The sequence below is a fragment of the Streptomyces olivaceoviridis genome (genome assembly GCF_014650115.1).
GTDB classification, from domain to species: domain Bacteria; phylum Actinomycetota; class Actinomycetes; order Streptomycetales; family Streptomycetaceae; genus Streptomyces; species Streptomyces olivaceoviridis.
The window spans coordinates 162967-181521 of the sequence record NZ_BMUI01000018.1 but is presented as its reverse complement, the minus strand read 5'-3'; the positions used below and the strand labels follow the sequence as shown (position 1 = coordinate 181521).

Genomic DNA, 18555 nt, shown 5'->3' with positions numbered 1-18555 from the left:
ACATGCCCGACTACCTCGACGACCTCCGCCTCGCCCACGTCCTCGCGGACGCGGCCGACGCCGCCACCACGGCCCGCTTCAAGGCCCTCGACCTCAAGGTGGAGACGAAGCCGGACATGACCCCGGTGAGCGAAGCGGACAAGGCCGCGGAGGAACTCATCCGCGGCCGGCTCCAGCGCGCCCGCCCGCGGGACGCCGTCCTCGGCGAGGAGTACGGCATCGAGGGCACGGGCCCCCGCCGCTGGGTGATCGACCCGATCGACGGGACGAAGAACTACGTGCGGGGCGTCCCGGTCTGGGCCACCCTGATCTCCCTGATGGAGGCAGGTGAGGGCGGCTACCAGCCCGTCGTCGGCGTGGTCTCCGCCCCCGCGCTCGGCCGCCGCTGGTGGGCCGCGAAGGGCCACGGCGCCTTCACCGGCCGCAACCTCACCTCCGCGACCCGCATCCACGTCTCGCGCGTCGGCGAGCTCGCGGACGCCTCCTTCGCGTACTCCTCGCTCTCCGGCTGGGAGGAGCGCGACCGCCTGGACGGCTTCCTGGATCTGTCCCGCCAGGTGTGGCGCACGCGCGCGTACGGCGACTTCTGGCCGTACATGATGGTCGCCGAGGGCTCCGTGGACATCTGCGCCGAGCCGGAGCTGTCGCTGTGGGACATGGCGGCCAACGCGATCATCGTGACGGAGGCGGGCGGCACCTTCACCGGCCTCGACGGCCGCCCGGGTCCGCACAGCGGCGACGCGGCGGCGTCCAACGGCCTCCTCCACGACGAGCTGCTGGGGTACCTCAACCCGCGCTCGTGAGGAACGGGGAGGGGACCGGGAGTACTCCCGCTACGCCCTCAACTGGCGCCGCGCGCCCCCTTGTTGACCCTCCCTTTACCTGGCACCCTGAGCCCACCCCCACTTGTGAACTTGTGAATCCCCGAACGTTCCCGGGGATTCCTAGGAGGTGGTCCGTCCATGCTCGTCCGTGACGCCATGAGCACGGTGATTCTCACCCTCGGCCCCGCCCACACCCTGCGCCAGGCAGCCGCCCTGATGTCCGCCCGCCGCGTCGGCGCCGCCGTGGTCCTCGACCCGGACGCCGGCGGCATCGGCATCCTGACCGAACGCGACATCCTCAACTCCGTCGGCCTCGGGCAGAACCCGGACGCGGAGCGCACCCACGCCCACACCACCACCGACGTCGTCTTCGCCGCCCCCACCTGGACCCTGGAGGAGGCGGCCCGCGCCATGGCGCACGGCGGCTTCCGGCACCTCGTCGTCCTCGACCACGGCGATGTGGCCGGGATCGTCTCGGTCCGCGACATCGTCCGCCGCTGGCTCCCGGCCCGCGAGCCCACGCCCGCACTGTGACATGCGAAGCGGGCCGGACCCCGAGCACCGTGGGGTCCGGCCCGCCCAGCCGCGAGGGCGGCCGGCTCAGCCGCGCAGCGCCTGCACCGCCGCCTCGAGCCGCTTGCCGAAGTCGGCGTCGGCGCCCGCGAAGTTGCCGATCGCCCGCTCGGCGATGTCCTCGCGCGAGACCTGCGAGATCGCGCCCGCGAGGTTGGCGATCAGCCGCTCCTTCTCCGCCTCCGACATCAGCCGGTAGAGGTTGCCCGCCTGCACGAAGTCGTCGTCCTCGGCGTGCACGGGGGTCGGGTGGCTGCCGGTGCCGGCCGTGAAGCCGTCGAACGGCTGCCAGAGCGGACGGCCGGTCTGCTGCGGCCCGCCGAAGCTGTTCGGCTCGTAGTTCTTCGCACCGCCGTGCCGGCCGTCGTAGAGGAAGCCGTCACGGGAGTGGGTGCGCGCCTCGGTGGCGTGCGGGCGGTTCACCGGCAGGTGGTCGGCGTTGATGCCGACGCGGTAGCGGTGGGCGTCGCCGTAGGCGAAGAGCCGGCCCTGGAGCATCTTGTCGGGCGAGGGGCCGATACCGGGCACGAAGTGCGCCGGGGAGAAGATCGACTGCTCGACCTCGGCGAAGACGTTCTGCGGGTTGCGGTTCAGCTCCAGCTTGCCGATCTCGATGACCGGGTAGTCCGCGTGCGGCCACACCTTGGTCAGGTCGAACGGGTTGAAGCGGTACGTCGCCGCGTCCGCCGCCGGCATGATCTGCACGCCCACGGTCCAGCTCGGGAACTCCCCGCGCTCGATCGCCTCACGCAGGTCGCGCTGGTGCGAGTCGGGGTCCTTGCCCGCGAGGACCTCCGCCTCCTCGGCGGTGAGGTTCTTGATCCCCTGGTCGGTCTTGAAGTGGTACTTGACCCAGAAGACCTCGCCGGCCGCGTTGTTCCACTGGTAGGTGTGCGAGCCGAAGCCGTCCATGTGCCGGTACGACGCCGGGATGCCGCGGTCGCCGAACAGCCAGGTCACCTGGTGGGTCGACTCCGGCGAGAGCGACCAGAAGTCCCACACGTTGTCGGCTTCCGTGGAGCCGGTGTACGGGTCGCGCTTCTGGGTGTGGATGAAGTCCGGGAACTTGATCGCGTCCCGGATGAAGAAGACCGGGGTGTTGTTGCCGACGAGGTCGTAGTTGCCCTCCTCGGTGTAGAACTTCAGCGCGAAGCCGCGCGGGTCGCGGACGGCGTCCGCGGCGCCGAGGTTGCCGGCCACGGTCGAGAAGCGCAGGAAGACCTCGGTCTGCTTGCCGGCCTCGGAGAGGAACGCGGCGCGGGTGTACGGCGTGACATCGGCGGTCACGGTGAAGGTGCCGTACGCGCCGGCGCCACGGGCGTGCACCACGCGCTCCGGGATGCGCTCGCGGTTGAAGTGCGCCAGCTTCTCCAGCAGGAGCTGGTCCTGGACGAGGACCGGCCCGCCGACGCCCGCCGTCTCGCTGTTCTGGTTGTCGGCGACCGGGGCACCGGCCTCCGTGGTGAGCGGTCCCTGCGTCACGTACGCCTCCTGCGTCATCACTGACTAGTCCTGTCCTGTGGCCAAAGCCGGTCCCGATCCTACAATGGACATTGTCTAAGTCAACTGGCGATCCAAAATCACACCTGTTCCCGATCTGGGGGCTCCTCCTGCTAGGCTGGTGGCCATGAGCGACCTTCTGGAACGGCTGCGTGGACGCGGATGGCGGATGACCGCGCAGCGACGCGTGGTGGCCGAGGTCCTGAACGGCGAGCACGTCCATCTGACGGCCGACGAGGTCCACGCACGGGCTGTCGCCCGGCTGCCCGAGATCTCCCGGGCGACCGTCTACAACACACTGGGCGAACTGGTCTCGCTCGGCGAGGTGCTGGAAGTCACGACGGACAAGCGCGCCAAGCGGTACGACCCGAACGCGCACCAGCCGCACCATCACCTGGTCTGCGCCCGGTGCGGCGCGATCCGCGACGTGCACCCGACCGGCAACCCCCTCGCCGACCTCCCCGACACCGAGCGCTTCGGCTTCACGGTGTCGGACGTCGAGGTGACGTACCGGGGGCTGTGCCCGAACTGCGCGGGCGCGTAGGACACACCCGCTTCCCTGGAGCCCCGGCATCCGCCGGGGCTCTTCGCGTATGACCGTTGCCGTGTACGACAACATGCACGAAAACACCGAGGGCCGGAACCCATCTCTGGATTCCGGCCCTCGGCCTTCAGTAGCGGGGACAGGATTTGAACCTGCGACCTCTGGGTTATGAGCCCAGCGAGCTACCGAGCTGCTCCACCCCGCGTCGGTGAACACGACACTACGTGAGGGAAGCGTCGAGAAGCAAATCAGTGGGGGCCGGGGTGTCCGGCGTCACGCCGAGAGCTCCTCCCGCAGCGCGTCCCGCAGCCGTCCCGCCCGCTCGGACACCTCCGCCGGCCCCAGCGCGACCGCCCTGTCGGCCCACCGCTGCCCCTCGGCCAGCTCGCCGCGACGCGCGTAGACGAGGGCCAGCCGCAGCGCCGCCCGCCCGTGCCCGGCATCGGCGGCCCGGGCCCACCACACCGCCGCCTCGGGCTCGCTCCCCTCGCGGGCGAGCAGCAGCCCCAGGTTGAAGGCGCCGTTGCGCGACCCGGCCTCGGCCGCCGCCCGGTACCACCGCGCCGCCTCCACCACATCGCCCCGCGCCGCCGCGAGCATGCCGACCCGCACCTGCGCCCGCCGGTGCCCCTGCGAGGCGGCACGCTCGTACCACTCCTCGCACTCGGTCTTCTCCTGCACGATCTCCCCCAGCTCGTGCGCGGGCTCCGGCGGCCGGCGCGCGTCGAGCAGGGTGGCCAGCCGGTACGCGCCCTCCGCGCTGCCGCCGCCCGCCGCACAGCGCAGATGCCGTTCGGCCTCCTGCTCGTCGCCCTCGCGCAGCCGGGCGATCCCGACCTGGAGCGCGGCCTCGGCGTGCCCGGCCGCCGCCGCCCGCTCGTACCAGCGCAGCGCCATCTCGTCCTCGCCGCGCCCGGCGTAGAGGATGCCGAGGTTGAACGCGGCGTCCACGCTTCCGACCTCGGCGGCCTTGGAGAACCACGGCTCGGCCCCGCTCGTGTCGCCGTTCTGGAGCAGCAGGATGGCCAGCGCGTTCGCGGCCTCGCGGTGCCCGGCGTACGCGGCCCGCCGGTACCACTGCTCGGCCTGCGCGGTGCGGCCCTGCTCGGCGCAGAGCAGCCCGAGGTTGTAGGCGCCGTTGTCGTCACCGGCGTCCAGCGCGGCCCGGTACCACCGCTCGGCGGTCTGGGGCTCGCCGCGCTCGGCGTGCAGCGCGCCCAGCGCGTTGGCCGCGTTGCCGTCGCCGTCCTGGGCGGCGCGCAGCCACCACACGGCCGCGCTCTCGCTGTCGCCGGCGTCGCGCAGCAGGAAGCCGAGCGCGCAGGCGGCCCGCGGCTCGCCGTCCTTGGCGGAGGTCAGGTACCAGCGCCCGGCCTCCTTCAGCTCGCCCCGCTTCTCCAGGATCGCCCCGAGCTGAAGCGCGGCCCGCCGGTGCCCGCGCGCGGCGGCCTGCCGGTACCACTGCTCGGCCTCGGCGGCACCGTCGTCCCCCCCGGTCTCGTCCCCGTGTCCGGCCGCGCGGTCGAGCGCGCGCGCCAGCCGGTAGGCGGCCTCGCGGTGCCCGCGCTCGGCGGCGGCCCGCATCCAGTGCTCGGCGCCGACGTCCCCGCGGTGCTCCAGCAGGTCGGCGAGCACGTAGGCGCCGAGGACATGGCCCTGCTCGGCGGACTGGCGCAGCCAGTACTCGGCGGCCGGCTCGTCCCCGCGCTCCCGGTGGTGGCGGCCGAGCGCGTGCGCGGCGGCGGCGGAACCGGCGACGGCGGCGATCCGCCACCAGCCGGCCGCCTCCTCGGGGTAGCCCCGCTGGTGCAGCAGGACGCCCAGGTTGTTGGCGGCGGCCCGGTCACCGGCCGCGGTGGCCGCGCGCAGGTGGGGTTCGGCTCCGTCGAGGTCGCCGCGGCGCAGCAGCATGGCCCCGAGGACGCTCGCCGCCTCGGCGTCACCGCTCTGCGCGGCGAGCGCGAGGCGCGTCTCCTCGCCGGCTTCCCCCATGTCCGCCAACTCGTCGCGGGCCGACTCCGCGTCGTAAGGCTGCACAAATCGCCCTGACTCGAACAGAGTTGCCTTGTCCCCCATAACGTCCATCGTCGCACCACCTGCAACCTGGGTACACCCGGTATACCGCAGCCCGTGAGGTCACTTGAGCGTTTTGTCGACATGCCCACAGAGAGACAAGTCAAACACACACCGCCCAACTCCCCACGGCGGCGCGGCCGGTCCCTCCCCTCAGTACATGAGTTCGCACACCACGAAGGCCCGGATCCGTTTGGATCCGGGCCTTCGACTTCAGTAGCGGGGACAGGATTTGAACCTGCGACCTCTGGGTTATGAGCCCAGCGAGCTACCGAGCTGCTCCACCCCGCGCCGTTGTGTGTCAACCGTACCACGGCGCGAGGGGGTCTTGATCAACTCTGGTTCTCGTCGCTGTTCCCGCCGGCGCTCTTGTCGCTGTTCCCGGCGCCGTTCTTGCCGCCGTTCTTGCCGCCGGTGCCGTCCGTCTTGGACTGGGCCGCGTCGGCCCGCTTCAGCGCGTCCTGAAGGTCCTTCTGCGCCTTGGCGTACGCGTCCCAGTCCGGTCCGTTCTTCAGCGCCTGCTGCCCGGCGTCGAACGCCTTCTGCGCGTCTTCCAGCGCCTGCTTGACCGTCGGATTGCCGGTGCTGGGCGGGGTGGTGCCGCCGGTCTCCGGCGGTCTGGTCGAACCCTTCACCCCGAACACCTCGTCGAGGGCCTCGTCCAGGGTGTCCTTGAAGGCGGTCCTGCCCTCGTAGGTGACCAGAACCTTCCTCAGCAACGGGTACTTGAGCGAGCCACCGCGGACGTAGACGGGCTCCGCGTACAGCAGGCCCCCGTCCAGCGGCACGGTCAGCAGATTGCCGTACTCGACCTTCGAGTGCCCGCGGCTGAGGAGGCTGATGGTCTCGGCGATGGCCGATTCGGAGTTGAACTGGCTCTGGACCTGCTTGGGGCCGTCGACGGTCGTGTTCGTCGGCAGCTTCAGGACTCTGATCTTGCCGTAGTCGCTGGTGCGCGGATCGGAGTCGACGGCCATGAAGGCGCTGAGGTTGTCCCGGCCGTTGGGCGTGAACGTCGTCGTCAGCGAGAACGCCTGCGCGCTCTGGCCCGGCATCTTCATGCTCAGGTAGTACGGCGGCACCGCGCTGCCCGAGTTGTTCGTCGGGTCGTCCGGGACCTCCCACACCTCGCTGCCGGTGAGGAAGGTCTGCGCGTCCGTCACGTGGTAGCGGGTGAGCAGCTCGCGCTGCACCTTGAACAGGTCCTGCGGATAGCGCAGGTGGTCCATCAGCTGCGGGGAGATCGCGCTGCGCGGCTCCACCGTGTCGGGGAATGCCTTCATCCAGGTCTTCAGCACCGGGTCCTGGGTGTCCCACTGGTACAGCTTGACCTCGCCGGTGTACGCGTCGACGGTCGCCTTCACCGAGTTGCGGATGTAGTTGACCTGGTTCTGCTGGGCCACCACCGCGCGCGAGTTGTTCGTCGCGGTCAGCGAGTCGGCCGTCGTGTCACCGAGGGTCGTACGGGAGGCGTACGGGTAGCCGTTCGACGTCGTGTACGCGTCGACGATCCACTGGATGCGGCCGTTCACGACCGCCGGGTACGCGTCGCCGTCGATGGTCAGCCAGGGGGCGACCGCCTCCACGCGCTCCTTGGGCGTGCGGTTGTACAGGATCCGGGAGCCCTTGCCGATCGCGCCCGAGTAGAGGATCTGCGGCTCGTTGAACGCCACCGCGTACGCGGCCCGGTTGACCGGGTTGTCGAGGTTGACCCCGCTCTTGCCCTGGTAGCTGGTGGTCATCTCCCGCTCGTTGTCGGAGTAGTCGACCTCCTTCTGGGGGCCTCCGACGATCGAGTACGTGGTGGTCTTCTCGCCGTAGTAGATCCGCTGTTCGTACGTCCCGAGGTCGCCCTGGGACGGCAGGTTCTTCTCGGTGAAGACCGGCCGGCCCTCGGAGTCGGCCTCGGTGCCCTTGGCGGCCACCACTCCGAAGCCGTGCGTGTAGCGGAAGTGGTCGTTGATCCAGTTGTTCTTCGGGATGCCGTCCAGGTTCAGTTCGCGCAGACCGATGACGGTGTCCTGCTCCTTGCCGTCCTTGGGATACCGGTCGACGTCGAGGTTGGTCGGGAATCCGTAGTAGGCCTTGATCTGCTGGAGCTGCTGGAACGTCGGCGAGACGACGTTCGGGTCCATGATGCGGATGCTGGCCGTGGCGTCGAGCTGGTCGCGCAGCCTGGTCTTGTCCGAAGTCGTGGACTTGCCCGGGTACTCGGTCACCTTGGCCTGGTCGATGCCGTACGCCTCGCGGGTCGCCTTCAGGTTCTTCTGGACGTACGGCGCCTCCTTGGCCTGCTCGTTCGGCTGGACCTGGAACTTCTGCACGATGGCCGGGTACAGGCCGCCGATCAGGATCGCGGACAGCACCATCAGGCCGAAGCCGATGACCGGCAGCTGCCAGGTGCGCCGCCACAGCGTGGCGAAGAACAGCAGCGCGCAGATGACGGCGATGCAGAACAGGATCGTCTTGGCCGGCAGATAGGCGTTGGCGTCGACGTAGCGCAGGCCGGTCCAGTTGCCGGTCGCCTTGAAGTCGCTGGACTTGACCGCGAGGCCGTACCGGTCGAGCCAGTAGGCGACCGCCTTGAGGGCGACGAAGATGCCGAGCAGCACCGACAGGTGTCCGGTCGCGGCGGCGGTGGCGCGCGCGCCCGGGCTGGTGACGCGCAGCCCGCCGTACAGGTAGTGCGTGAGCGCGGCGGCGATCAGGCACAGGATGGCGGCGGCGAAGCCGAAGCCCAGCAGGAAGCGGTACCAGGGCAGGTCGAAGGCGTAGAAGGAGACGTCGAGGTGGAACTGCGGGTCCTTCTGGTGGAAGGGCACGCCGTTCACCCACATCAGCCAGGTCCGCCACTGGCTCGACGCGGAGGCGCCCGCGATCAGCCCGACCAGGGCGGTGACGGCGAGCAGCAGCCATTTCTTGTACGGCGCGATGGCCATGCGGTAGCGGTCGAGGCTCTGCTGCTCCATGGACATGGCGCTGAGCGGGGGCCGCAGCCGGTGCGCGAGCCAGATGTTGAGACCGACCGCGACCGCCATCAGCAGACCGAAGACGAAGAAGAGCCCGATCTTGGTCGACAGGGTGGTGGTGAACACGGACGAGTAGTGCACCGACCGGTACCACAGCCAGTCCGTCCAGAAGCCCGCGAACATGGTGAACGCCATGCCGAGCACGGCGAGGACGCCCAGTGTCACGAGCAGGGCCCTCACCCTCCGGGACGGGCGGCCCGCTCTGATCCGTGGCCCCGTCGGGCCTCCGCCGCGGTCCGGCATCTGGAAAGCCAAGGTGCGCACCTCGAAGTTCGCTGTCGATCCGTCAGACCCTCGGGTTCGCGGGCCCGCCGTGGCCCCCCGTGATCGCGGGCCCACACCTATGCAACTTACTCACGGTTTACTCGGTTCCCGATTCCGGCCGGGAACGAGGCAGGATTGTGACCATGTCCAACACTCCCATGGCAGCGAGCCCGCTCACCCGGGCCGTACTCGAGATCGACGAGTACGTCTCCGGCCTCGGCTGGGACCAGCCCGCTCGCCTCTTCGCCCTCGTAGACACCGCACGGCTGCGGGCTCAGGAACCTTCGCTCGCGGCCCAGCTCGGCCTGGAGGACGAGTCCGAGACCGTCGGTCTCACCCCGATCGAGCAGGAGGAGCTCCCGTCCGGCAAGCCCCTCGACGAGTTCCTCGGCACCATCGCGTGGCCCGACGCGGTGACCGGCTGCGCCCTCGTGGTGGAGCGCCTGATGCTGCCGCCGTCCGCCGAGGCCCAGGTCCCCTCCGGTCTCGACGAGGCCGGGCTGGCCAGGTGGGTGGCCGAGCACCCCGAGCGCCAGGAGGTCCGGATGACGGTGGCCGTGCTGCGCGACGGCAGCCGCGAGTCGGCGCTGCGGCTGCGGGAGAAGGACTCCTCGACGGAGGTCCTGACCGGCCCCGACCTGGTGCCGGGCCTGGCGGACGCCCTGGCGGCGACGTTCGCGGACTGATCCCTTCCCGCGGGGGGACGGCGCTGGGGGCGCCCCTGATGGTCAGGGGCGCCCCCAGCCGTGTCACGGCCAGTCAGCCCTGGTGGTGCACTTCGGCAGGGCTGGCCCGTTCAGCCCTTGGTCGTGCACGTCGGCAGGGCGGCGGTGTCTCCGCTGCGGATGTCCTTCAGCGCGTCGAGCGCGTCGTCGATGGTCTTGACCCTGACCAGGGTGAGCCCGCCCGGGGTGTCCTTGGCAGCCGCCGCGCAGTTGTCGGCGGGGGTCAGGAAGTACCGGGCGCCGCGGTCGCGCGCGCCGACGGTCTTCATCTCGACGCCGCCGATCGGGCCGACCGTGCCGTTGTCGTCGATGGTGCCGGTGCCGGCGACGAACTTCCCGCCGGTGAGGCTGCCCGGGGTGAGCTTGTCGTAGATGCCGAGGGCGAACATCAGGCCGGCGCTGGGACCGCCGACGTCGGCGAGCTTGATGTCGATGGTGAACGGGAAGGTGTGGTCGGTCCCGGCGGAGATGCCGACGACGGCCCGCTGGGCCCCGGTGTCGTGGGAGGTCGCCGTCGTGATCGTGACGTCCTGCGTCCTGGTCGCCGCCGTGTTCGCCTTCTCGGCGGCGGCCTGCTCCTTGGCGGGCACGACGGTGAAGACGACCTTCTGCCCCGGCTTGTGCTTGGTGACCAGCTTGGCGACGTCGGACGGCTGCTTGATCGCCGTGCCGTCGACGGCCTTGATCACGTCACCGGCGTGCAGCCTGCCCTCGGCCGGGGAACCCTTGACGACCGTGGAGACGATCACCCAGGACCTCACCGGGACGCCCAGTTCCTTCAGGGCGGCGACCTTGGCGCTTTCCTGGGACTGACTGAACTCCTCGGCGTTCTCCTGGGTGGACTGCTCCTCCGTCTTGCCGTCCGGGTACAGCGTGTCGTGCGGGACGATCTTGCTGTCGTGGGCGAGCCAGCCGTAGACGGCCTCCACCAGGTTCATCCGGTAGTCGGCGCTGGTGACCCGGACGGTGGTCATGTTCAGATGGCCGTCCGTCGGATAGGTCTTGTGCCCCGAGATCTGCAACACCGGCTCGCCATCGTGCTCCCCGAGCGTGTTCACGGTCGGGCCGGGAGACATCTCCGCGTACGGCACGGGGATGAGGACTCCCGCGCACAGGAGCGCGATCAGCATCAGGGTCGAGGCGAGCATCGTCGCGGTGCGGCGTGGCATGCCACGACAGTACGGGACGCCTCTGTCAGCGCACCGTCAGGGCACCCCCGTCAGGCGCCGCGTGCACCCGTGTGGGACTTCTCCATGGCCTCGCGGAACCGGGCGTATCCGTCCAGCTCAGGGCCGTCACCCCGCGTCTTGCGGGTCCGATTGGCCCACGTCCCCCACAGCCCACCGCCGATCGCGGCCACCAGCGGGATCAGCAGCCAGACAAGCACCCCCATGCCGACCTCCCATACGCCATGAGCGTCCGCAAATGACTGATCAGCAGATTAACGGTCTGCACGGACAACGCTCACGCTAGGGTGCCGGTTACGCAACCGGAGGGAAGCGTGTGCCCGCTGTGACGCCTTCGGGGGATCCCCGAAGACCAGACGGATCAGCGGACGGGGGCGGGGTGTGCGGGCGTCGGCCCGGTACCGACAGGCGGCCATCGGAGTTCCGGCCGGATCAGCAGGCGGTCGGCCGGCAACAGCGGCCTCCGGCGGGAAGAGCGGGCGCCCGCGCCAGGATGCGGGCCGCGGTCGGGGGAGGCAGCAGGCGTCGCCCCCAGCCAGCAGGCACGGGCCCCGTCACCAGGCGCCGGCCCGAGTCAGCAGGCGCCGGCCCCAGTCAGCAGGCGCCGACCCACTCCTCCGTGCCGTCCGAGAACTTCTGGTGCTTCCATATGGGCACCTCGTGCTTGAGGTCGTCGATCAGCTTGCGGCAGGCGTCGAAGGCCTCCGCGCGGTGCGGGCAGGCCACGGCGACGACGACGGCCAGATCCCCGACCCGGAGGTCCCCCACCCGGTGGACGGCGGCCAGCGCCCGCACGGGGTGGTCCGCGACGACCTTCTCGGCGATCCGCCGCATCTCGGCCTCGGCACTCGGGTGACAGGAGTACCCGAGCGCGTCCACGTCGGCACCCCCGTCGTGGTTCCGCACGGTCCCCACGAACAGGGCGACACCCCCGGCCGCGTCGTCCCCGACGGCCTGGAACACCTCGTCCACGGAGAGCGGGGTCTCCCGGATGCCGATCAGCTTGATGGGGTCCTGAGCCGCCTGCTCACCGGGGTGATCGTTCGTATGCGCCATGCCCCCATCGTGCCCCACGGGTGTGACAACGAGGAATACGAGTTTCCGCAGGCACGCGCGGGGGACGCTTGGAGGCTCCTACAGCGCGGCCTCCGTATCGGCCGCTCCCGCACGTCAGACGCGTCGCCGGGCCTTCCGGGCGCGCCGTACGACAGCCGCCGCGCCCAGCAGGGCCACCGTCGCCCCCGCCGCACCGGCGGCCGTCGCGTCCTTCCGCCCCAGCCGCCGCCCGGCCACCGTGTGCCGGCCGGACACCTCCTCCAGCAGCTCGGCGAGCACCTCCTCGTTGGTCCACTTCGGCCGCCACCCCGCATCGTGCAGCCGGCTTCCGCTGACCACCCAGGGGTACATCGTGTAGGCGAGGTCCCCCGCCGGGGAGGGGGTGAGCCCGATCCGGTGCAGCCGGGCCGCCGCGCCGAGGGCGACCGCAGAGGGCAGCTCCATCCGCCGGATGCCGCTCAGCTCCTCGACCTCCTCCTGCTCCAGCCACCCGTCGCAGCCGACGGCCAGCTCCCCGTCGACCTTCTCCAGCACGGCGTACTCCAGGGCGCTGCACAGATCCTCGACGTGGCAGAACTGCCACGCGGGCCGCGACCCGGCCACGACCAGCAGCCGCGGCGACTCGAAGTACCTGGTCAGCGCGGTGTCCGTGCCGCCGACCAGGACGGCCGGCCGCACCACGGTGACGTTCAGGCCGGGATGCGCGCGCGGGGCCCGCCGCGCCAGGCGTTCGATCTCCAGCAGGTCCCCGACGCCGGTCGCCTCGGCGGTGGCGCGCAGCTCGGCGTCCTCCGACAGCGGCAGCTCGTTGTCGGGCAGCGCGCCGTAGACCATCGCGGAGGTGCACAGCACCACCCGGTGCACGCCGGCCGCCGCGGCGGCGGTCAGGACGGTCTGGGTCCCCCGGACGTTGTAAGCGGTGCGCGCCGCCGGATCGGTCTCCAGGTCGAGGTCGAGCGCGAGGTGGACGACGACGTCGGCGCCCCGCAGCTTGTCCGCGATGGCGGGGTCGCGGACGTCGAGGATGTGCCACTGCGCCTCGGCGCACTCGCCGCGCCGTTCGTCGATGGCGAGTACCTGTCTGATCTCGTCCGACGCGGCGAGTCGCTCGGTGAGCAGGGCGCCGACCCCGGTGGCGGCGCCGGTCACCGCGACGACGGGCCCGCGCACGGCGGGAGAGGTTGAGAGGTTTCGCGCTGCGCGAACCTGCGGATCTGGGGAACTCACCGGGCGTCTCCAGCGGTTGTCTTCAGTACGGGCGCGAGTGACGCGTACGTACCAGGTGCATCCATCCTGCCGCAGGCGTTCCGTGGGCGAAGCACCGAGGCCCGATCGGGTCGAGGTGTCTACGCTGGGTGGTGTTGTCGGGCAGCCGCGCCGCCGGAGCGAAACCGGTGGCCTTACCAGCCGAGGAATCCCGTGAGTGACACCCCATTCGGTTTCGGCCTTCCGCCGGAGGAGCCGGAAGACGGCGACGAGGGCAAGAAGAAGGACCAGCAGAGCGGTGGTGGGCAGGGACCGGCCAATCCGTTCGGTTTCGGCGGCCTGCCCGGAGCCGGCGGCTTTGGCGGCCCCGGCGCCGACAACCCGCTCGCTGCCATGTTCGGTTCCCTGAACCCCACCGACCTGGGCGCCGCGTTCCAGCAGCTCGGCCAGATGCTCTCGTACGAGGGCGGCCCGGTGAACTGGGACATGGCCAAGCAGATCGCCCGCCAGACGGTCGCCCAGGGCACGTCGGACGGCACGAAGGACGCGAGCGTCGGCCCCGCCGAGCGCAAGGCGGTGGAGGAGGCGGTCCGCCTCGCCGACCTGTGGCTGGACGACGCGACGTCCCTGCCGTCGGGCTCCGGCTCGGCGGTGGCCTGGTCGCGCGCGGAGTGGGTCGAGGAGACCCTGCCCGCCTGGCAGGAGCTGGTCGACCCGGTCGCCGAGCGGGTCGGCGCGGCCATGGGCGACGTGCTGCCGGAGGAGATGCAGGCCATGGCGGGCCCGCTGATCGGCATGATGCGTTCGATGGGCGGCGCCATGTTCGGCACCCAGATCGGGCAGGCCGTGGGCGTGCTCGCGGGCGAGGTCGTCGGCTCGACCGACATCGGCCTGCCGCTGGGCCCGGCCGGCAAGGCCGCGCTGCTCCCGGCCAACGTGGAGGCGTTCGGCAAGGACCTGGGCGTTCCGCAGGAGGAGGTGCGGCTGTACCTGGCGCTGCGCGAGGCCGCGCACCAGCGGCTGTTCGCGCACGTGCCGTGGCTGCGCTCGCACCTGTTCGGCGCGGTCGACGGCTACGCGCGCGGCATCAAGGTCGACACGGCCAAGCTGGAGGACGTGGTCGGCCAGTTCGATCCGCAGAACCCCGAGCAGTTGCAGGACGCGCTCCAGCAGGGCATGTTCCAGCCGGAGGACACGCCCGAGCAGAAGGCCGCCCTGGCCCGTCTGGAGACCGCTCTGGCCCTCGTGGAGGGCTGGGTGGACGCGGTGGTCCACGCCGCCGCGAAGCCGCGCCTGTCGTCCGCCGACGCCCTGCGCGAGACGCTGCGCCGCCGCCGTGCGACCGGTGGCCCGGCGGAGCAGACGTTCGCCACGCTGATCGGCCTGGAGCTGCGTCCGCGCCGGCTGCGCGACGCCTCCCGTCTGTGGGCCTCGCTCACGGACGCGCGCGGGGTCGACGGCCGGGACGGTCTGTGGGCCCACCCGGACATGCTGCCGACCGCGACCGACCTGGACGACCCGGACGGCTTCGTCCACCGCGAGCAGCTGGACTTCTCCGAGCTGGACAGGATGCTCGGCGAGGCGGCGGGCGGCTCCGCGGGCAAGCCCGACCTGACCAAGAGGGAAGGCGAAGGCGAGAAGGGCGACGACGGCAAGGGCGACGACGCCGAGTGAGCCTGTACGACGACGCGGTCCTCGTCCTGAAGGGGTACGAGGGCCAGGAAGAGCTGCGCCAGGCCTACCTGGACCATCTGGCGGCACACCCGGACGGCCTCTGGAAGGCCTGCCACGCGGGTCATCTCACGGCCAGCGCCCTGGTGGTCGACCCCGAGCGCGGCCGGGTGCTGCTCACGCTGCACCGGAAGCTGCGGATGTGGCTCCAGATGGGCGGCCACTGCGAGCCGGGCGACCCCACGCTTGAGGCGGCGGCCCTGCGGGAGGCGACCGAGGAGTCCGGAATCACCGGGCTGACGCTGCTTCCCGGTGGCCCGGTGCGGCTGGACCGGCATCCGATCCCGCCGCCGTGCCACTGGCACTTCGACGTCCAGTACGCGGTCCTGGCCCCGCCCGGCGCGGTGCACGAGATCAGCGACGAGTCGCTCGACCTGCGCTGGTACGCCTACGACGAGGTGGCGGGCGTGGCCGACGCGTCGGTGGTACGCCTGCTGGACGCCACGCGCGCCCGGCTCTGAGCCTGCGAGGGGTGGCCGCACCGGCGGTCACCCCTCGTCGCTCGCGGCTCAGCTCCAGACGTTCCCCTGGTTCTGTCCGCGCGCGCCCTGCTGCCCCATGCCGAACTGGGCGGCGAGGCCCTGCCCGATCACCGCGTTCTGCGGTGGCAGCAGCTCGCTGGGCTGCACCAGTGCGAAGCCGGTGCCCATGAAGCTCAGCTCCCAGCCCTCACCGGTGTTGCCGCGCCGGCGCCACACGCCGGAGGAGTGCGTCTGGGCCTGCATCTGCACACGCAGCCCGGTGGACCAGGCCACGATCGCGTCGGCGTCGCAGTTGACGTACCGGTCGGGCGTGACCTGCATCAGCAGCGGCGCCCCGGAGGTCATGAGGGCGACCCGGCCGCGCCCGGTGATGTTGAGCTGGTACTTCCCGGAGCCGGAGATGCCGTAGAGGCTGTCGACGGCGATGACCTCGTGGTGCAGCGAGGAGTCCATGGCGAGGACGTAGGAGCTGTCGACGGTCAGCCCGTCCTGCTCGACGTCCATGATGTGCACGTACTGGGCGAGGTTCGCGAGGTAGACGGTGCCCTGTCCGTGACAGCGCATCAGGTCCAGGCCCTCGCCGGTGTGCGCACGCGCGCGTGCCTGGCCGTTGCTGCGGTACTCGGCGTCGAACTCGACCAGGCCCTGGTAGGCGACCATGGTGCCCTTGCGGGCGAGCAGGTCGTCGTGGCCCTCCAGGGTGACCCGGAGCATCTGCGCGTTCTGCGAACTCCAGCGTTCCTGCGTCTGGATGTCGTTGTGCGCGAAAAGCGGGCTCTGCATGGTGTTCTGGCTCCCCCTCAGCCCCGGACCCGGAGGCGGTCGGTGCTGTCCTCGCTGGGCTGGACGACGACGATGCCCTGGCCGGAGAAGGCCATCTGGTAGGCCTCTCCGCTGCCCCGGCCGATCAGCGACTGGGCCTTGAAGCTGCGCTTGCCCTTCACCTTCAGGTTCGGCGACCAGGCGACGAGCGCGTCGGGGTCGACGTACGTCTCGTCCTCGCCGCCGCCGCAGTCCACGACGATCGGCTTTCCCCGGGAGGTCAGCGCGACCCAGCCCTGCCCGGAGATCTTCGTGTTCCACAGGCCCTGGCCGGCGAACTTCGCGAGCCCCTTCACGCGCTCCACGCCCCAGGTGAGGTGCGCGTCGAAGGCGAGCAGGTTGGTGGCGTTGACGGAGATGCCGTCGCCGTCGAGGTTGATCACGACGACGTCGGCGCCGTAGTCGGCGAGGTAGAGCAGGCCGTCGCCGGAGCACTTCATCAGCGGCGCGCCCTCGCCGGTGACCCAGTCGCGGGCGATCTGGCGGACGGCGGGCGGGTTGGGCTCGTACTGGATGAAGCCTTCGTAGGCGACCATCGACCCCACGCGCGCGAGGAGGTCGTTCCCGGTCTGGAGGGCGACCTTCAGCATGTGGTTGCCGTGGTTCTCCATGCGGGCGGTGACGGGTGCGGGGGCGAAGCCCGCGAGCGGCTGGTTCATGACGGGCTCCCTCTAGACCTCGTAGGGCTGGACGACGATGAAGTTGCCGGGGGCGCCCCGGAACTGGAGGTTGACGCTCTCCCCGGTGTCGCCCGGATAGGCGTTGCGGCGCATGCGGACCTGGCTGGAGACGATGACCTGGGAGGCGGCCGACCAGGCGACGACGGCGTTGCAGTCGGCGAAGGTGGTCGGCGTGACCGGCAGTACCACGGGGGTGCCGTGCGTCTTGACGACGATCGTGCCGGTGCCCTGGAACTGCATGGTGAACAGCGCGCCGCCGGGGATGCCGTGGCCCTCGATGCGGCGGACCTCGTACTGGAGGCTCTCGTCGAACGCGAGGACGTTCTCCGCGGACACGCAGATGGCGTCGCCCTGGAGCTCGACGGGGTGCAGATGGGTGGAGTTCTCGGCGAGGAACACCTGGCCCTGGCCGGTGCAGCGCATCAGCTGCATCTCCTGGCCGGTGGCGTTGCCGACGATCCGCCCGGCGAGCCCGGCGCCCTTGTAGCTGAAGTCGACCTTGCCCTGGTAGAGCACCATGCTGCCCTGCTTGGCCAGCACGGGCTGGCCGCCGATGCCGAGGTCGACGCGGATCAGCTTCTTGTTCTGCTGCGTCCAGCGCTGTCCGGTCGGCGTCTCCTTGAACGCCTGGAGCGCGGCCGTCACCCCGACACCGCCCTGGGGCGCGCCCTGCGGCACTCCGTACGCGGCGGGCTGATGGCCGGGGACCTGTCCGTAGCCCGGGGGCATGGGCGCGGTCGGCTGACCGCCGTAGGGGGCGGGCTGCTGACCATATCCGGGAGGCGTCGGCGCGCCGGGCCGGCCGCCGTACGACGGCTGCTGCGGCGGCTGGCCGTAGGGCGCGGGTGCGGGGGCCGGCGGCGGGACGGTGCCGGCCCCGGGCGGGGTGAGGGGTGCGACGACCGTCGGCGCGGCGTGCACGTTCGGGCCGGGCGCCGGGGCCGGGGGCGGGGTGTGGCCGGGCGGCGGGGCGAAGCCCTGCGGGGCGGGCGCCGGAGCGGGTGCGGGGGCCGGGGCTGGTGCGGGGACTGGTGCGGGGGCCGGGGCGCCGAACGCGGGTGGGGGCGTGGTCTGGGCGGGCGGGGCGAAGCCGGGTGCTGCCGCGCCGGACTGGGGCTGCTGCGGGGCGGCGGGCGCCTCCTCCTCCAGCACCTCGCCGCCGAAGTTCCTCAGCAGCGCCTCCAGACCGCCGTCGAAGCCCTGTCCGACGGCGGCGAACCGCCACCCGTCCTTGAAGTAGAAGTCACCGAGCATCACGGCCCGCTCGGTGGAGAACTCCGCGCCGCTGAAGGAGTACCGCGCGACCTCCTCGCCGCCCGCCACGACGCGCAGGTATCCGGGAGCGATCTGGGACATCTGTCCGGCGCCGTCGATGGTCGCCGTGAAGGACAGCTTGCGGATGTGCGAGGGGATCCGGTCGAGCGTGACCCGGAACGACTCCGTGTCGCCCGCCTGGGCGCCCAGCAGCTGGATGGACTCCTCCGGGGACTTCGGCTGGTTGAAGAAGACGAAGTACCGGTCGTCCGAGAGACGCTCGTCGGCGTCCAGACCGAAGCAGCTGATGTCGAAGGTCAGTCCGGGGCCGGAGATCTGCACGCCTACGTACAGATCCGTGCCCGCGGTGAGGTCACTGATCCTGGCCTTGTGGCCGCGTTGGAATTCCCTGGCCATGCGTTACGACCGTCCCCCATCCCGAATGTGAGTGCGTCGCGCCAGGCTAACGGCAAAGACCGACAGCGACCCCCGAGGGTGCTGGTCGGTACAGACCCGGTACACAACCGCACCCGGCCGCTCACACGGAAGGCGCTCGGCGCACGGGACGGCTCCCGGTCACCCCGGGAAGACGCCGGAGACCCGCA

The 18555-nt window shown here is 71.2% G+C and carries 16 protein-coding genes and 2 tRNA genes; 6 read left to right on the top strand and 12 right to left on the bottom strand.

All coding sequences use genetic code 11. From position 1 onward, the window contains the following. Positions 1–2 precede the first annotated feature (2 nt). The gene (gene hisN / locus IE273_RS29425) at positions 3–803 is read left to right on the top strand and encodes a histidinol-phosphatase (protein WP_189818193.1); all 801 of its coding nucleotides are present in this window, start codon (positions 3–5) and stop codon (positions 801–803) included. 159 nt (positions 804–962) lie between these two features. Then, positions 963–1358 (top strand): CBS domain-containing protein, encoded by a 396-nt coding sequence (locus IE273_RS29420; RefSeq protein WP_189818192.1) that lies wholly within the window; start codon positions 963–965, stop codon positions 1356–1358. 66 nt (positions 1359–1424) lie between these two features. Here the strand turns inward: IE273_RS29420 and IE273_RS29415 are convergent, their stop codons facing one another. Next, complete coding sequence (locus IE273_RS29415) at positions 1425–2879, bottom strand: catalase (RefSeq protein WP_189818191.1); 1455 nt, start codon at positions 2877–2879, stop codon at positions 1425–1427. A gap of 145 nt (positions 2880–3024) precedes the next feature. Here IE273_RS29415 and IE273_RS29410 point away from each other — a divergent pair, with 145 nt between their 5' ends. After that, the gene (locus IE273_RS29410; RefSeq protein ID WP_189818190.1) at positions 3025–3441 is read left to right on the top strand and encodes a Fur family transcriptional regulator; all 417 of its coding nucleotides are present in this window, start codon (positions 3025–3027) and stop codon (positions 3439–3441) included. A 131-nt stretch (positions 3442–3572) separates the two neighbouring features. Here the strand turns inward: IE273_RS29410 and IE273_RS29405 are convergent. The 4 genes from IE273_RS29405 to IE273_RS29390 form a co-directional block, all read right to left on the bottom strand. Beyond that, positions 3573–3646 (bottom strand) — tRNA-Met (locus IE273_RS29405). A 68-nt stretch (positions 3647–3714) separates the two neighbouring features. Then, positions 3715–5526 carry a tetratricopeptide repeat protein gene (locus IE273_RS29400; protein WP_189818189.1) on the bottom strand — a complete coding sequence of 604 codons (1812 nt, stop codon included), beginning with the start codon at positions 5524–5526 and terminating at the stop codon, positions 3715–3717. 205 nt (positions 5527–5731) lie between these two features. Further along, positions 5732–5805 (bottom strand) — tRNA-Met (locus IE273_RS29395). Between the two features lie 41 nt (positions 5806–5846). Then, a complete protein-coding gene (locus tag IE273_RS29390) occupies positions 5847–8786 on the bottom strand; it encodes a UPF0182 family membrane protein (RefSeq protein ID WP_189818228.1) in 2940 nt (979 codons plus the stop codon). Positions 8787–8950: 164 nt separating this feature from the next. Here IE273_RS29390 and IE273_RS29385 point away from each other — a divergent pair, with 164 nt between their 5' ends. Then, the gene (locus tag IE273_RS29385; RefSeq protein WP_229887661.1) at positions 8951–9493 is read left to right on the top strand and encodes a PPA1309 family protein; all 543 of its coding nucleotides are present in this window, start codon (positions 8951–8953) and stop codon (positions 9491–9493) included. A gap of 110 nt (positions 9494–9603) precedes the next feature. Here the strand turns inward: IE273_RS29385 and IE273_RS29380 are convergent, their stop codons facing one another. From IE273_RS29380 to IE273_RS29365, 4 genes are all read right to left on the bottom strand, one after another. Next, on the bottom strand, positions 9604–10701 hold the full coding sequence (locus IE273_RS29380; RefSeq protein WP_189818187.1) for a YlbL family protein: 1098 nt from the start codon (positions 10699–10701) through the stop codon (positions 9604–9606). Between the two features lie 50 nt (positions 10702–10751). After that, the gene (locus IE273_RS29375; protein ID WP_014674871.1) at positions 10752–10925 is read right to left on the bottom strand and encodes a hypothetical protein; all 174 of its coding nucleotides are present in this window, start codon (positions 10923–10925) and stop codon (positions 10752–10754) included. A gap of 388 nt (positions 10926–11313) precedes the next feature. Continuing rightward, positions 11314–11775 carry a molybdenum cofactor biosynthesis protein MoaE gene (locus IE273_RS29370; RefSeq protein ID WP_014674870.1) on the bottom strand — a complete coding sequence of 154 codons (462 nt, stop codon included), beginning with the start codon at positions 11773–11775 and terminating at the stop codon, positions 11314–11316. A 114-nt stretch (positions 11776–11889) separates the two neighbouring features. Next, positions 11890–13002, bottom strand: a complete 1113-nt coding sequence (locus IE273_RS29365) for an SDR family oxidoreductase (RefSeq protein ID WP_189818186.1) — start codon at positions 13000–13002, stop codon at positions 11890–11892. Positions 13003–13194: 192 nt separating this feature from the next. Between IE273_RS29365 and IE273_RS29360 the strand changes: the two genes are divergently transcribed. Both IE273_RS29360 and IE273_RS29355 read left to right on the top strand, forming a co-directional pair. Next, entirely contained in the window at positions 13195–14655 is a 1461-nt protein-coding gene (locus IE273_RS29360) for a zinc-dependent metalloprotease (RefSeq protein ID WP_189818185.1), read from the top strand. After that, positions 14652–15173 (top strand): NUDIX hydrolase, encoded by a 522-nt coding sequence (locus IE273_RS29355; protein ID WP_189818184.1) that lies wholly within the window; start codon positions 14652–14654, stop codon positions 15171–15173. The genes IE273_RS29360 and IE273_RS29355 overlap by 4 nt, the downstream gene beginning before the upstream one ends. A 48-nt stretch (positions 15174–15221) precedes the next feature. Here the strand turns inward: IE273_RS29355 and IE273_RS29350 are convergent, their stop codons facing one another. The 3 genes from IE273_RS29350 to IE273_RS29340 are packed head-to-tail and all read right to left on the bottom strand — an operon-like array spanning position 15222 to position 18367. Further along, positions 15222–15977 (bottom strand): AIM24 family protein, encoded by a 756-nt coding sequence (locus IE273_RS29350; protein WP_189818183.1) that lies wholly within the window; start codon positions 15975–15977, stop codon positions 15222–15224. A 17-nt stretch (positions 15978–15994) separates the two neighbouring features. Next, complete coding sequence (locus IE273_RS29345) at positions 15995–16675, bottom strand: AIM24 family protein (RefSeq protein WP_189818182.1); 681 nt, start codon at positions 16673–16675, stop codon at positions 15995–15997. A 12-nt stretch (positions 16676–16687) separates the two neighbouring features. Then, positions 16688–18367, bottom strand: coding sequence for a TerD family protein (locus tag IE273_RS29340; RefSeq protein WP_189818181.1), 1680 nt, complete (start codon positions 18365–18367; stop codon positions 16688–16690). Between the last annotated feature and the right edge of the window lie 188 nt (positions 18368–18555).

Excerpts from the sequence above, each read along its gene's own strand:
- hisN (WP_189818193.1), top strand. The coding sequence starts at position 3 with ATGCCCGACTACCTCGACGACCTCCGCCTCGCCCACGTCCTCGCGGAC.
- IE273_RS29420 (WP_189818192.1), top strand. The coding sequence starts at position 963 with ATGCTCGTCCGTGACGCCATGAGCACGGTGATTCTCACCCTCGGCCCC.
- IE273_RS29410 (WP_189818190.1), top strand. The coding sequence starts at position 3,025 with ATGAGCGACCTTCTGGAACGGCTGCGTGGACGCGGATGGCGGATGACC.
- IE273_RS29400 (WP_189818189.1), bottom strand. The coding sequence starts at position 5,526 with ATGGACGTTATGGGGGACAAGGCAACTCTGTTCGAGTCAGGGCGATTT.
- IE273_RS29390 (WP_189818228.1), bottom strand. The coding sequence starts at position 8,786 with ATGCCGGACCGCGGCGGAGGCCCGACGGGGCCACGGATCAGAGCGGGC.
- IE273_RS29385 (WP_229887661.1), top strand. The coding sequence starts at position 8,951 with ATGTCCAACACTCCCATGGCAGCGAGCCCGCTCACCCGGGCCGTACTC.
- IE273_RS29380 (WP_189818187.1), bottom strand. The coding sequence starts at position 10,701 with ATGCCACGCCGCACCGCGACGATGCTCGCCTCGACCCTGATGCTGATC.
- IE273_RS29375 (WP_014674871.1), bottom strand. The coding sequence starts at position 10,925 with ATGGGGGTGCTTGTCTGGCTGCTGATCCCGCTGGTGGCCGCGATCGGC.
- IE273_RS29370 (WP_014674870.1), bottom strand. The coding sequence starts at position 11,775 with ATGGCGCATACGAACGATCACCCCGGTGAGCAGGCGGCTCAGGACCCC.
- IE273_RS29350 (WP_189818183.1), bottom strand. The coding sequence starts at position 15,977 with ATGCAGAGCCCGCTTTTCGCGCACAACGACATCCAGACGCAGGAACGC.
- IE273_RS29345 (WP_189818182.1), bottom strand. The coding sequence starts at position 16,675 with ATGAACCAGCCGCTCGCGGGCTTCGCCCCCGCACCCGTCACCGCCCGC.
- IE273_RS29340 (WP_189818181.1), bottom strand. The coding sequence starts at position 18,367 with ATGGCCAGGGAATTCCAACGCGGCCACAAGGCCAGGATCAGTGACCTC.